Genomic DNA, 12,651 nt, shown 5'->3' on the forward strand with positions numbered 1-12,651 from the left:
CACGCCCCCGCTCCGCTCCGTCACGACGCACCCACTTCCTCACGTACCGGGATCCGCGCGACCACCTCGAACCCGCCGCCGGGACGCGGTGCCGCGCGCACCTCGCCCCCGTACACGGCGACCCGCTCCCGCATCCCGGCGAGGCCGTGGCCCCGCCCGTCGTCGGGGGCGGCCGCGCCGCGCCCGTCGTCGTCCACCCGGATCTCCAGGGCGCCCTCGGCGTACCGCAGCCGGATCGCCACCGTCACACGCGGCCCCGCGTGCTTGAGCGTATTGGTCAGCGCCTCCTGGACGATCCGGTAGACCGTGAGCTGGCGCCCCTCCGACATGGCCGGCGTCCCGTCCGTCTCGAACGTCACCGCCACCCCGGACGCGCGGACCTGCTCGATCAGATCGTCCAGCTCCGCCACCCCGGGCTGCGGCGCGAACACCCCCGCGTCGTCGTTCTCCCGCAGGACGCCGAGGAGCCGCCGCATTTCCGCCAGCGCCAGCCGTCCCGTCGAGGAGATCGTCTCGAGTGCCTGCCTGGCCCGTCCCACATCGGTGTCGATCGCGTAGGACGCACCGTCCGCCTGCACCACGATGACGCTGACGTTGTGGGCCACGACATCATGCAGCTCGCGGGCGATGCGTGCGCGTTCGGCGGCCATCGCCACCTTGACCTCGTTGTCGCGTTCGCGCTCCAGGCGCTCGGCTCGCTCCTCGACGGAACGCAGGTAGGCGCGGCGAGTCCGCATGTGCAGGCCGAGAAGCCACGTGCCCGCGACCAACACCGTCAGCATGGCGAACGCGTACTTCATGTCGTCGGCGCCGGACGGGTAGCGGAACGTCGCCATGACCGCGCCGGCCTCGGTGATCAGCACCGCCGCGAGCCCCCAGCGCAACGAGTAACCCGCCGTGACCGTGTAGAGCCCCATCAGGACCGCCATGTTCGCCTGCACGGGGACCACGCCCAGCAGGCACTGGACACACGAGATCAACGCGACCGTGGCGAACACCGCACGCGGGAACGTCCGGCGCAGGATGAGGGGGCCGGTCAACCCGATCGTCAGGAGTACGTACCACCGCTCGTCGATCCCGTAGGAGTTCCCCAGCAGCGAGGGCAGGGCGACGATCAGCAGCGGCAGCGCGAAGAACGCGTCGACCAGCGGCTTCTTCCGCCGCAGCCAATCCCACGCACTCGCCACCATGCCGCCAGGGTACGGACATGCAGGTCAGAACGGATCAGTCGCAGGTCGGACGTGTGTCCACCGCAAGGATGGCACGCCGGCCGGGCGAGAACTCTGGCGCATACCCGCGAGAACCGTCCGGACATACCGCGGGGACGCGGCGGCGGACGCCTCCGGTCACGGTAACGTCGCAGTCGTGGCGGCGTTGGTTTCCGAATGGCTGACATGGCGCACCGCGATGGACCGGGCGCTGTACGGGGATGACGGCTTCTACCGGCGCGGGGAACGTCCCGCCGAGCACTTCCGCACCTCGGTGCACGCCTCACCGCGCTTCGCCGCCGCCATCGCCCGCCTGCTCGTCGAGGTCGACGCCCTGCTCGGCCGCCCCGAACGGCTGGACGTCGTCGACATCGGCGCCGGATCCGGGCACCTGGTGAGCAACATCCTGGCCTGCGCGCCACCCGACCTGGCGGCCCGGCTCGTCCCCACGGCCGTGGAGATCGCACCCCGACCCGCCGAGATCCCGTCCCGCATCCTCTGGCGTCCGGACCTGCCCGGCCGCATCACCGGGCTGGCCGTGGCGAACGAATGGCTCGACAACGTGCCGCTGGACGTCGTCGAACGCACGCCGGACGGCGTCCGGACCGTTCTCGTCGACCCGGCCACCGGAACCGAACGCCCCGGCCCTCCCCCGTCCGACGAGGACCGCGACTGGCTGGAGCGCTGGTGGCCGCTCCACGAACCCGGCGACCGCGCCGAGATCGGCCACCCTCGCTGCGCCGCCTGGGCGTCGGTGGTCGCGCGGCTCTCCCAGGGCCTCGCGCTCGCCGTCGACTATTCGCACTCCCGCGAATCGCGACCCGTGTACGGAACCCTGGCCGGCTACCGCGACGGCGCCACCGTCCCCGCCGTCCCGGACGGGTCCTGCGACGTCACCGCCCACGTCGCGCTCGACGCCTGCACCAGCGCCGGTGAACGCGCCGGCGCGACGTCCAGCCTCCTGACCACCCAGCGCGACGCCCTGCGCGGCCTCGGGCTCTCCGGTGCCCGCCCGCCCCTGGACCTGGCCCACCGCGACCCCCGCGCCTACGTCGCCGCCCTCTGCCACGCCGGTGAGGACGCCGAACTCACCGACCCGTCCGGCCTGGGCGGTTTCGGCTGGCTCGCCCAAACCGTCGGCATCCCGATGCCCGCCCCCCTCACCCCCTGAACCCGGCGGTTCAGCGTTCTACGGGGAGGGACTCCAGGCCGCGCAGGACGTAGCCCGGCTTCCACTTCGGCTCGGCTGCCAGGCGAAGGTCGGGGGCCAGCCGGAGGAGCGCGCCGAAGGATTCGGCGAGTTCGATCCGCGCGAGCGGTGCGCCCAGGCAGTAGTGGATGCCGAGGCCGAACGTGATGTGCGGGTTCGGGTCGCGGGACAGGTCGAGCCGGCCGGGGTCGGCGAACACCTCCGGGTCACGGTTGGCGGACGCGAACTGCAACGCGACCTCGGCGCCACGGGGAATGCCGACACCGGCGACCGTGATGTCCTGCAGGACCCAGCGCTCGAACATGGGCGCCGGAGTGTCGTAGCGCAGCAGTTCCTCGACGGCCGTGGGGACGAGCGACGGGTCGGCGCGGAGACGGTCCAGCTCGGCCGGGTTGCGGAACAGCGACCACCAGCCGTTGCCGGTCGCGTTGACCGTGGCCTCATGGCCGGCGTTGAGCAGCAGGACGCAGGTGCCGATCAGCTCGTCCTCGGTGAGCCGGTCGCCCTCGTCGACGACCTGCGCGAGCGCGGTGATGAGGTCGTCGCGCGGCTCGTCCCGCCGGGCCCGCGCCAGCCCGCGCAGGTAGTCGGAGAATTCGACGGCGGCGCGGACCGCCGTCCGCTGCGCCTCCTCCGGCGGGTTCAGCTCGTACATTCCGCAGATGTCCGCCGACCACGGGCGCAGGAGATGCCGGTCCTGCACGGGGATGCCGAGCATCTCCGCGATGACGTTCACCGGCAGCGGCTCCGCGACCTCGGCGAGCAGGTCGCCGCCGCCCTCGTCCGCCAGGGCCGCGGCCAGTTCACCGGCGAGCCGCCTGATCGTCGGGCGCAGGCCCTCCACCATCCGGGCGGTGAACGCCTTGGCCACCAGGCGGCGGAGCCGCGTGTGCGTGGGCGGCTCCACGTCGAGCATCCCGGCGCGGATGAGGTCCCAGAACGGCTTCAGGAAGTCGGCCTCCGGCTCCTGCCCGAACTCCTCGTGGCCGGCGATGTGGAGGTACGACCGCCCGAGCCGCCGGTCCCGCAGCAGTGCGTCGACGTCCTCATACCGGCTGATCACCCACTGGCCGGTGGGCTCGTGGAAGAACACGGGACGCTCGGCCCGGAGCCGCTCGAACGCCGGGTACGGGTCCGCGACGAACTCGGGAGACCAGGGGTCATACGCCAGATCGCTCATGTTCCGACGATATTCGCATCCCGGACGGGGGTGGTGGTCGGGCGCCGGCCGCCGGTGCTTGCGGCTCGATTGCTCCCACAACTCGGCCGACCCGATCCACGGCGGCCGGCGCCCTGCTCGTATCCCCATCACCTTTCGTGGCCTGCCATGCCACGTCCGGCGATCGTTCCGCCGGGAAGCCTCACTCGAAGCCGAAGGCCGGCGGCAGGGGGCGGTGCCGGAAGAGGCGGGACGGGACGGCGTCGGCGAGGGCCTTGTAGCCGGCGGGGTTCAGGTGCAGGTGATCGCCGACATCGAACGCCGGGCGCAGGCGCCGCGGATCGGCCGGATCACGCGCCGCCCGGTCGAAGTCGATGACGGCGTCGAAGCGTCGGCTCGTGCGGATCCACCTGTTGACGGTCTGGCGGGCCTCCTCGCGGTATCCGTTCTCGTCGTCGTACATGGTGTTGCCGCCGAACGGGGTGAGCGTCGCGCCGTACACCCGGATGCCCTGCGCGTGAGTGCGGACGACGATCTGTTCGTATGCCGCGATCAGCCTGTCGGCGATCTGCTTCTGAGCCCCCGGAACGGCGTCGGCGGTGCCGATGTCGTTGACGCCCTCGAAGACGACCAGCCACTGGACGCCGCTGTGGGCCAGCACATCGCGATCCAGCCGCGCGAGCACGTTGGGGCCGAGCCCGTCATGGAGGACCCGGTTGCCGCCTGCCGCCTGGTTGACGACGGCGATGCCGGACGTGCCCGGACGGGACTGCAGCCGGTCGAGCAGCCGGTCCGGCCAGCGGTCGTTCCCGTTGGTCGTCGAGCCCCGCCCGTCCGTGAGCGAGTCGCCCAGCATGACGGCCGCCGCCGTCGGCGGCCCGGCCCACATCTCGACGCCACTGAGGAAGTACCAGTGATCGGTGCGGGCCGCCCCGGGCAGATCGGTGTCCCCTACGTGGTCGCCTGCCACCAGGTAGGAGGTGGTCCTCGACCCCGGATGGGAGGTGATGTCGGTGGAGGCCTGGCCGTCCGCCAGGTAGAGGGTCACGGTCAGGATGGAGCGGGGCGCCACCGGGAACCGCAGCGGGTCGGAGACCATCTGCGCACCGACCGGGATGTCCACCGACGGCTTGCCGCCGAACATCACCGGACGGGACGTCCCCGGCTGAATCGAGCCGACGCCGGCCTGCCCGCCGTCCGGCAACGCCACCGAGACCTTGGTGATGGGCAGTTCCGCGCCGCCGAACGCGTTGGAGAACCGCAGCCGCATGTTGCGTCCGCCGACCGAGACGCGGATGGTCTGCCGCAACGTGGCGTCGCCGAGGACCACGTCGTCCCGCGTGAACGGCGGGGGCGGCATGTTGTGGGGCTCGGTCAGCTGCGGCATCGACGCCCAGCTGCCGACCCAGTGGCCATGAATCTCCGGCGCGGCCGGGCCGCCGGCCGTCCGGGGGGCGCCCTCCGCACCTCTCACGGTGATCGAGAACGATGCCGCGACAAGGACCGGCGCGAGCATCAATACGGCGGCCACCCTGCCGCGCACCGGCGTCCCGTGCCCCCGCAGGGCGGACGCGCCGGCTTTCAGCGTCCGCCGCCCGGCCCGGATGTGCGGCGGGACAGACGATGATCTGGGAAGGAAGCGTCTCACCACAGGTCTCCGATCAACTCCGCGAACCACGCCCGGGTGTGCAGATGGAGTATCGAAAAGTTTCGAAGCTTTTCGAATTCCCGAAGAACGTACGTCGCCGAGATCGGGTCGTCAAGAACCGATTCTCAGCAAACCCACAGAGACAAGGAGCTCGCACTCGGGTACCTCGAAGCCCAGACATGCACGATACGCAGAACCATTGACCGCACGATCAGGGCCACGTACGTTACCGATCGACCACCGATATGCTTTCGAAAGGTTTCGGTCACGATGACCTTCCCGTCTCTGTTCGAACACTGTGGGCGGTGCGATGGGCGCGAAAACTGAGAGTCGCACGCCGAAGGGATATGTCGCGCTCACCTTCGACGATGGGCCGACGCCCGCGACGCTGCCCGCTCTCCTCGACGGGCTGCGGGCCGCCGACGCCAGGGCGACCTTCTTCAATCAGGGCGACAACGCCGACGCCGATCCCGGGCTCGTCCGCGCCCAGCAGCAGGCCGGGATGTGGATCGGCAACCACACCTACACGCATCCTCATCTCCCCGAAGCCGGCGAGGCCGCATTCGGGGAGATCCTCGGCGCCCAGCAGACCCTGCACCGCATCACCGGTGAGTGGCCTTCACTGTTCCGGCCGCCCTACGGCGAGACCAACGACGCGATCAGGGCCGACGAAGCGCGCCTGGATCTGCTTGAAGTGCTGTGGACGGTCGACTCCCGGGACTGGGCCGGAGCCACCACCGACGAAATCGTGGCGGCCGCGCGCACCCTTCAGCCGGGCGGCATCTTCCTGATGCACGACTGGGCGCAGGCATCCATCGACGCCCTCCCGCAGATCATCAGCGACCTGCGCGATCGCGGACTGCACCCGGGCGAGATCGCCTTCACCCCGCGCGAGGTTCCCTTCGGCGACACCCCCTTCCATGCGATCGCGGTCGCTCCATGCTCGGGGGTCCCGGCTTAACGGACAAGGAGAACGCGATCCTGTGGATAACGCGATTCCGTGTTCTGCGGACAGGTCGTCAGCGGGCCCAGCGGGTGGGGTCTCCGCCACCCGCACGGCGGGCCGCCAGGGCACGGCCGGCGGCGGATTCGACGATCGCGCGGGCCTCGCCCAGTTCACGGTCGGCGGCGCTGACCTGGACGATGCCCGGGGGCGCGTCGACGTGGACGGTGGCCAGTCCGAGAACGCGCTGGAGCGGGTTCACGGTGAGGCGGACCGACTGCGCGCGGGCGTGGGCGATCACGTCGGTGCGGCGGCACGGCCAGCCATGCCGGGCCACGAAGACGACGTCGTCGGTGCCGGCGCCGTCCGCGCGGTCGATCGCCACGGTCTTGGAGGACGCCGGGAGGATGGAGACGGCGTCGATGTGAGTGCCGGGGAACACCTGCGAGACGAGATGCATGGCGACGTGCCGGGGCGCGACGGGCAGCAGCGTCGAGGAGAGGGCCTGGCGCTCACCCGCGTAGCCGGCGACGGTGACCTCGACGCGGGCCCAGCCGAGGCTGCGCCAGATCGCCGGTTCGACGATGCTGACGGCCTGGACACGGCCGGGAGGGAGCGTCTGCATCCTGGTTTCCAGAAGGCCGTAACGGAGACGGATGCCGTCCGGTGACATGGCGACCGTGAAGTTGGCGTACATCACCAAGGGCGCGATGACCGCCCGGATGAGCCCGAGCAGGACGGGGAGGGTGACGGCCAGAATGCCTCCCTCCGCGTACATGACGAGGAACATCAGCGACGCGAGGAAGAGCAGGGCGGTGCCGAGGACGGGCAGCCGGAGAAGCAGGGACGCGAGCAGTGTGCCGAAGCGGATCCGCCACAGATGCCTTTCGGGGGCCTCGGGCGTGTGCCCGGGCAGCCCTGCGGCACGGGCGAGGAGTTCCGCACGAAGCTGGTTGGCGGAGTGCCGCCCCAGGTAGCGGAGGGCGATTTCGCTGTGCTCGCCGCCGGCCAGCTCGACCCGCACTTCGGCAAGGGCGAACACCCGCGTCACCAGCGGACGGACAAGGTCGATGGCCTGAATACGCGAAAGCGGGATCCGGCGCTTGTTCTTACGGAGCAGACCGGTCTCGACGACGAGGTCGTCGCCGTCGACACGGAAACGCAGAGCCAGCCACGTCCAGACGCCCGTCCCCACTGCGATCAGCGCCATGGGGACGCTCACGATGAGAAATCTGGCCAGGACCTCTGGGGTGAGCACCAGGATGACGCCGTCATCCGTCTGGGTCAGCAGAAGAGGGAAGCCGAGCAGCACGAAGTAGATGATGAGGAAGATGAACGCGCGCAGGGGCACCGTTGCCCAGTGAAGCCGGTGCGTTCCCTCCGAGAACCGGATGGGTGGACGGTAGCCCGGCGGGGGCCCGTAGCCCGGCGGGGGGCCGTAGCCGTACGGCGGACGAGGCGGACCGTAGGGCGGGCCTGGCCGGCCAGGAGGAGGGCCGGGCGGTGGGCCGTAGGGAGGGCGCGGCCCGGTAGGCGGTCCCGGACCGCCGTGGGGGCCGCGCGGTCCGTACGGGCCTCGTGGTCCAGGTGCCCCAGGCGGTCCAGGCGGTCCGGGCGGTCCCGGTGGCCCGTATGGCCCGTATGGGCCGCTCATAGCCCCATGCTCCTTTCCTCGCCCTTCTGGGCAAGGCGGTCACGCAGTAGGGCGGCCTCAGAAGTCGGCAGACCCGGGATGGTCGCGTCCGTTGCCGCCGCGGCGGTGTGCATCCGGACGGTGGCGATGCCCATCCACCTCTCCAGGAGCCCCGCCGTGACGTCCACGAACTGCATCCGCCCGTAGGGGACGACGATGAGGCGCTTGACGAACACTCCGTGGGTGACGATGAGGTCGTCCGCACGTTCGACGTAGCCGTACGCCCGGCGGTCGAGTTCGGCCACCAGCCAGGTGAGGACGGCCCCCAGCAGAACGGCGGCGATCCACATGGCGGCGGGTATCAGGCCGCCGTTCCCCCACACGATGAACCCACCCGCACCGCCGACCGGAATCGCCCACAGAACGGCGGTGAGGAGCCGCTGCAAGGCATGGCGCCTGGATATGGGCGACCAGTGCAGGCCGCCGCCGGGCTCGAACGCCTGGTCCGCCTGGTAGACGGGTGGCCCGGACGGCTGCCGGTGCGGTGGGTCGTCTACCGGTAGCTGTCCCTGACCCGGCGCCTGCCCTTGAACAGGCCGGCCTGGCGGTTGACCGCCATGACCCGGGCCCGGCGGCGCGGGCGGGTAAGCCGCCCCCTGCTGTCCAGGGTTCGCGGCGGGCTCGTAAGGCGGTTCGCCATGGCTCGCGTTCATTGCCCCCTAGTCAACCGGATAACGAGTGCCGCTCGCCATGGGACCATGAAGCGGTGACCGGAGCGGCGGAGGCGCGACCATGACCACCGAACGGATCGTCGGGATCGGTGCGGGCGCCAAGGAGCTCGCCACCGAGGACATGACTTTGAACATCGGCCCTCAGCACCCGTCCACGCACGGTGTGCTCCGGCTGAGGCTGACCTTGGACGGCGAGCGGATATCCGCGGCCGAACCCATCGTCGGCTACATGCACCGGGGGGCGGAGAAGCTCTTCGAGGTGCGCGACTTCCGGCAGATCATCGTCCTGGCGAACCGGCATGACTGGCTGTCGGCGTTCTCCAGTGAGCTCGGCGTCGTCCTCGCCGTCGAACGGATGCTCGGCATGGAGGTGCCGGTCCGCGCCGTCTGGACGAGGACGCTGCTGGCCGAGCTCAACCGGATACTGAACCATCTGATGTTCCTCGGCTCGTATCCGCTTGAAATGGGCGCCATCACGCCGGTCTTCTACGCGTTCCGTGAACGTGAGGCGTTGCAGAGGGTGATGGAGGAGGTCTCCGGCGGGCGAATGCACTACATGTTCAACCGGGTCGGCGGGCTCAAGGAGGAGCTCCCCGCCGGCTGGGCGGCGCGCGCGCGGACGGCGGTGTCCGAGGTCCGTTCCCGCATGGGCGACATCGACGACATCATCATGGGCAACGAGATCTTCCGCGCCCGGACGAGGGGCGTCGGCGTCCTCACGCAGGAGCAGATCCTGCAGTACGGCGTGTCGGGGCCCATCGCGCGTGCGTCCGGGCTGGACTTCGACCTGCGCCGGGACGAGCCGTACCTCGCCTACGGCGACCTCGACGTCCGTGTGGTCACCCGGGCGGAGGGCGACTGCCTGGCCCGGTTCGAGTGCCTGCTCGACCAGGTGCACGCGTCTCTCGACCTGGCCGACGCCTGCCTCGACCGCCTGGCGGAACTTCCGCCCGGCCCCATCAACCAGAGGCTCCCGAAGGTGCTGAAGGTCCCCGAGGGCCACACCTATGCCTGGACGGAGAACCCCCTCGGCATCAACGGCTACTACCTCGTGTCGCGCGGCGAGAAGACACCGTGGCGGATGAAACTGCGGTCCGCGTCGTTCAACAACATCCAAGTCCTGAAGGAACTTCTGCCCGGCACCCTGGTCGCCGACATGATCGCGATCCTGGGCTCGATGTTCTTCGTCGTCGGCGACATCGACAAGTGACCGGCACGCCCCACACCCCGCCGCTCCGCACCCGCCGCTCCGCACCCGGCGACAGATCGGTTCGGGGCAGTAGGCACGGGCACAGGTGCGTCCTACGCCCGGGACGCACCGCGGTCGCGTTCCTCCTCGTCCGGGTCCTTGGGGACGCGGCACGCGTACTCCAGGAAGAACGCGGCCCCCACGAGGACGACCGCGGCGAGGAACGTGCCGCCGCTGACGAAGAAGTCCTGGCGGGGGGTCGCCTTGTCGAGCGACGACGTGAGGCTGACGGCGAACCCGGCGAAGACGCCGGCGATGACCGCGGCGGAGTGCGCGCTGGCCTTGGCCAGGGCGGCGAGCCGTGCCACCGCCATGGGCTCCAGCGGCTTGGGTGCCGGTCTCCGGTTCGGGTCGGACCGGCGCCCTTCCATGGGTTTGCGGCGCAGGCGGCGCAGCACGTTCAGCCCCGTGAACCCCTCGCCGAGGGCGAGGAGCAGCAGCGTCGGCACCGCGGTCCACGGCAGCGGAGGCAGCGACATGTAGGCCGAACGCAGCACCGCCCAGGTGATCACCGCGACGACGGCCACGAGCGCGATGAGGAACAGCGGCCGGGACGGTTTCATGCAGGCTGCTGAAGTGCCAGGTCCTCCCGGCGGCGGACGGCCGACGGACCACCCTCCGCCTGTTTGGCCTGGGCGAGGTCACCGACACGGCCGTGCCCGGGCAGCAGCACGTCCGGCTCGATGTCGGCCCAGGGGACGAGGACGAACGCCCGCTCGTGCGCGCGGGGGTGCGGGAGCGTCAGGTCGGGGTCGTCGGACGTGACGTCCCCGAACACGACGATGTCGATGTCGAGTGTGCGGGGACCCCATCGGACCACCCGTTCCCTGCGCATCGACGTCTCGATGTTCAAGACGCGTTCGAGCAGGTTCTCCGGTGGCAGCCGGGTATCGGCAACGACCACCACGTTCAGGAAATCCCCCTGTTCGGGGATGGTCTCACCGGGCGGCGCATACGGCGGCGTCTCGTAGACCGGGGAGAACGCCACGAAGTTCAGGCCGGGCGCGTCGAACAGCGCGTCCACCGCCTCCTGGATGTTGTCCAGCCGGTCTCCGAGGTTGCTGCCGATCGAGAAAACGACACGGTGCTGGACCAGCATGTGGCCGCCGGTGGCGGTGCGGTCGGGCATGCGGTCGGACGCGGTCATGGGCGACTCCTCTTGATCTTCACGGCGATGTCCGTGAAGGGGTGCGGCACCGGGGCGCTCGGCTTGTGGACGGTGATCTCGACCTCGCACACCGTCGTATCTTCCAGACATATTGTCGCCAACCGGTCGGCCAGCGTTTCAAGGAGATTGACGGGCTCCCCCTCGACGACGGCGACCAGGCGGCCGGCGAGCGTTCCGTAGTCGACGGTACGCGAGAGGTCGTCCCCGGCCGCGGCCGGGCGCGTGTCGAGGCCGAGGACGGCGTCCACCACGAACTCCTGCCCCAGCTCACGCTCCGCGGGCAGGCATCCGTGCCGGCCCCGCGCCCGCAGGCCGCGCAGTTCGATGTGGTCGAGACTCATTCTTCCTCTGCATCCACGACATTGAGGACGGGCGAACCATGGTGCAGCAGAAGCCTCCACTCCCCGTCCGACCGAACGAACACGTTCGTGGCCACGATGCTTCCCCCGGCGAGGAAACCGGCCTCGGTGTCCTCGTCGGCGGTGAGGATGTTCTCCTTGCACGTCACCACGGCGTGATCGCCGTACACGTCGGTCTCGACGTCGGTCAGCACGAACTGGATGTAGGTCGTGTTGGCCATGATGAGCGCCCAGGAGCGGAGCACTTCCTCACGTCCGCGCAGCATCGTCCAGCCGGGGTGGACGCAGGAGACGCCGTCCGCGTACGGGCCGTCCGCCCATACGTCCGACATGCGGTCGAAGTCACCGGCCTCGAACGCCGCGTAGAACTCGGCATGGACCTCGTCCACGTCGGCGCGGTTCACGGCACGGCTCATTGGCGGGAACTCCCGTGGTCGGCGCGACCGTCTGCCGCGGCTTGTGCAGGACTCTCTTCGCCGGCTGGACGTGCTTCACCGGCGGGACGTGCCGCGCGCATGGCGGCCGACACCCGGACGGCATCCGCGTTGGGACGGACTCGGTGGACACGCACACACCATGCACCGGCGGCGGCGACCAGCGACGTGACCGCCACGGTGGCGTCGTCGCATTCGCCGAACGGGCGGGGCGTGCCATCGGGGCCGGCGAGCAACCTGGTCAGGAACCCTTTGCGGGACGCGCCGACCAGGACGGGGTACCCGGTGCCGGTGAGAACGTCCAGATGGGCGAGCAGCGACCAGTTGTGCCCCGCCTCGGGGTTCTTGGCGAAGCCCAGGCCGGGGTCGAGCACGATCATCGACGGGTCGACGCCCTCGGCCAGTACCGCGTCGACCCTGTACAGCAGCTCATCGCGCACCTCGCGGACGACGTCCTCGTAGATGGCGCGTGTCTGCATGTCATGGCTATGCCCCCGCCAATGCATCACCACGTACGGGACACCCGCGGCGGCGACCACACGCGGCATGTCCGGATCGGCGAGGCCGCCACTGACGTCGTTCACCAGCAGGGCACCCACGTCAAGGGCGGCCTCTGCGACCTCAGCGCGCATGGTGTCGACACTGACCGGCACGTTCTCCGCGATGAGGGCCTCGATGACGGGCACGACGCGACGCAGTTCCTCGTCCCCGGACACACGCTGCGCACCGGGCCGCGTGGACTCGCCGCCCACGTCCACGATGTCGGCGCCCTCCGCGACGAGGTCGAGCCCATGCCGGATGGCCTTCTCCGGATCGAACCAGGCACCGCCGTCCGAGAACGAATCGGGGGTGACGTTGACCACGCCCATGACGAGGCAGCGCCCTGGCGCGGGCAGCCCCGGAACGACG

At 70.4% G+C, this 12,651-nt stretch carries 13 protein-coding genes; 3 read left to right on the plus strand and 10 right to left on the minus strand.

Features of this window, described 5'->3' with window-relative positions; genetic code table 11:
- Positions 1-20: 20 nt before the first annotated feature.
- A complete protein-coding gene (locus tag ACGFIS_RS16920) occupies positions 21-1,190 on the minus strand; it encodes a sensor histidine kinase (RefSeq protein ID WP_392905863.1) in 1,170 nt (389 codons plus the stop codon).
- A 175-nt stretch (positions 1,191-1,365) separates the two neighbouring features.
- Here ACGFIS_RS16920 and ACGFIS_RS16925 point away from each other — a divergent pair, with 175 nt between their 5' ends.
- A complete protein-coding gene (locus tag ACGFIS_RS16925; RefSeq protein ID WP_392905865.1) occupies positions 1,366-2,379 on the plus strand; it encodes an SAM-dependent methyltransferase in 1,014 nt (337 codons plus the stop codon).
- A 10-nt stretch (positions 2,380-2,389) separates the two neighbouring features.
- Here ACGFIS_RS16925 and ACGFIS_RS16930 read toward each other — a convergent pair whose 3' ends face one another.
- Together ACGFIS_RS16930 and ACGFIS_RS16935 are read right to left on the minus strand one after the other, a co-directional pair.
- Positions 2,390-3,598, minus strand: coding sequence for a cytochrome P450 (locus ACGFIS_RS16930; RefSeq protein ID WP_392905866.1), 1,209 nt, complete (start codon positions 3,596-3,598; stop codon positions 2,390-2,392).
- Between the two features lie 181 nt (positions 3,599-3,779).
- The gene (locus ACGFIS_RS16935) at positions 3,780-5,051 is read right to left on the minus strand and encodes an SGNH/GDSL hydrolase family protein (protein ID WP_392971522.1); all 1,272 of its coding nucleotides are present in this window, start codon (positions 5,049-5,051) and stop codon (positions 3,780-3,782) included.
- 484 nt (positions 5,052-5,535) lie between these two features.
- Between ACGFIS_RS16935 and ACGFIS_RS16940 the strand changes: the two genes are divergently transcribed.
- Complete coding sequence (locus ACGFIS_RS16940; RefSeq protein ID WP_392905868.1) at positions 5,536-6,186, plus strand: polysaccharide deacetylase family protein; 651 nt, start codon at positions 5,536-5,538, stop codon at positions 6,184-6,186.
- 58 nt (positions 6,187-6,244) lie between these two features.
- Here the strand turns inward: ACGFIS_RS16940 and ACGFIS_RS16945 are convergent, their stop codons facing one another.
- Positions 6,245-7,519, minus strand: coding sequence for a PH domain-containing protein (locus ACGFIS_RS16945; protein ID WP_392905870.1), 1,275 nt, complete (start codon positions 7,517-7,519; stop codon positions 6,245-6,247).
- A gap of 299 nt (positions 7,520-7,818) precedes the next feature.
- A complete protein-coding gene (locus tag ACGFIS_RS16950) occupies positions 7,819-8,247 on the minus strand; it encodes a PH domain-containing protein (RefSeq protein WP_392905872.1) in 429 nt (142 codons plus the stop codon).
- Between the two features lie 346 nt (positions 8,248-8,593).
- Here ACGFIS_RS16950 and ACGFIS_RS16955 point away from each other — a divergent pair, with 346 nt between their 5' ends.
- Complete coding sequence (locus ACGFIS_RS16955; RefSeq protein WP_392905874.1) at positions 8,594-9,742, plus strand: NADH-quinone oxidoreductase subunit D; 1,149 nt, start codon at positions 8,594-8,596, stop codon at positions 9,740-9,742.
- A gap of 92 nt (positions 9,743-9,834) precedes the next feature.
- On the opposite strand, the gene ACGFIS_RS16960 is transcribed toward ACGFIS_RS16955, so the two are convergent.
- Genes ACGFIS_RS16960 through folP form a run of 5 tightly spaced genes read right to left on the minus strand, consistent with a single transcriptional unit; the run spans position 9,835 to position 12,611 of the window.
- On the minus strand, positions 9,835-10,344 hold the full coding sequence (locus ACGFIS_RS16960; RefSeq protein WP_392971525.1) for a DUF3180 domain-containing protein: 510 nt from the start codon (positions 10,342-10,344) through the stop codon (positions 9,835-9,837).
- On the minus strand, positions 10,341-10,928 hold the full coding sequence (gene folK, locus ACGFIS_RS16965) for a 2-amino-4-hydroxy-6-hydroxymethyldihydropteridine diphosphokinase (protein WP_392905876.1): 588 nt from the start codon (positions 10,926-10,928) through the stop codon (positions 10,341-10,343). Before folK ends, ACGFIS_RS16960 begins: the two co-directional genes overlap by 4 nt.
- Positions 10,925-11,290 (minus strand): dihydroneopterin aldolase, encoded by a 366-nt coding sequence (gene folB, locus ACGFIS_RS16970; protein ID WP_392905878.1) that lies wholly within the window; start codon positions 11,288-11,290, stop codon positions 10,925-10,927. The genes folK and folB overlap by 4 nt, the downstream gene beginning before the upstream one ends.
- The gene (locus tag ACGFIS_RS16975) at positions 11,287-11,724 is read right to left on the minus strand and encodes a nuclear transport factor 2 family protein (RefSeq protein WP_358449346.1); all 438 of its coding nucleotides are present in this window, start codon (positions 11,722-11,724) and stop codon (positions 11,287-11,289) included. Before ACGFIS_RS16975 ends, folB begins: the two co-directional genes overlap by 4 nt.
- Positions 11,721-12,611 (minus strand): dihydropteroate synthase, encoded by an 891-nt coding sequence (folP, locus tag ACGFIS_RS16980; protein ID WP_392971592.1) that lies wholly within the window; start codon positions 12,609-12,611, stop codon positions 11,721-11,723. The genes ACGFIS_RS16975 and folP overlap by 4 nt, the downstream gene beginning before the upstream one ends.
- Positions 12,612-12,651 lie beyond the last annotated feature (40 nt).

The sequence above is a fragment of the Spirillospora sp. NPDC048824 genome, assembly GCF_043198455.1.
In the GTDB taxonomy this organism is placed as follows: Bacteria; Actinomycetota; Actinomycetes; order Streptosporangiales; family Streptosporangiaceae; genus Spirillospora.

Bases quoted from the DNA above. Each gene is read 5' to 3' on its own strand.
- ACGFIS_RS16940 (WP_392905868.1), top strand. From the start codon at position 5,536: ATGGGCGCGAAAACTGAGAGTCGCACGCCGAAGGGATATGTCGCGCTC.
- folB (WP_392905878.1), bottom strand. From the start codon at position 11,290: ATGAGTCTCGACCACATCGAACTGCGCGGCCTGCGGGCGCGGGGCCGG.
- folK (WP_392905876.1), bottom strand. From the start codon at position 10,928: ATGACCGCGTCCGACCGCATGCCCGACCGCACCGCCACCGGCGGCCAC.
- ACGFIS_RS16920 (WP_392905863.1), bottom strand. From the start codon at position 1,190: ATGGTGGCGAGTGCGTGGGATTGGCTGCGGCGGAAGAAGCCGCTGGTC.
- folP (WP_392971592.1), bottom strand. From the start codon at position 12,611: ATGGGCGTGGTCAACGTCACCCCCGATTCGTTCTCGGACGGCGGTGCC.
- ACGFIS_RS16955 (WP_392905874.1), top strand. From the start codon at position 8,594: ATGACCACCGAACGGATCGTCGGGATCGGTGCGGGCGCCAAGGAGCTC.
- ACGFIS_RS16960 (WP_392971525.1), bottom strand. From the start codon at position 10,344: ATGAAACCGTCCCGGCCGCTGTTCCTCATCGCGCTCGTGGCCGTCGTC.
- ACGFIS_RS16930 (WP_392905866.1), bottom strand. From the start codon at position 3,598: ATGAGCGATCTGGCGTATGACCCCTGGTCTCCCGAGTTCGTCGCGGAC.
- ACGFIS_RS16975 (WP_358449346.1), bottom strand. From the start codon at position 11,724: ATGAGCCGTGCCGTGAACCGCGCCGACGTGGACGAGGTCCATGCCGAG.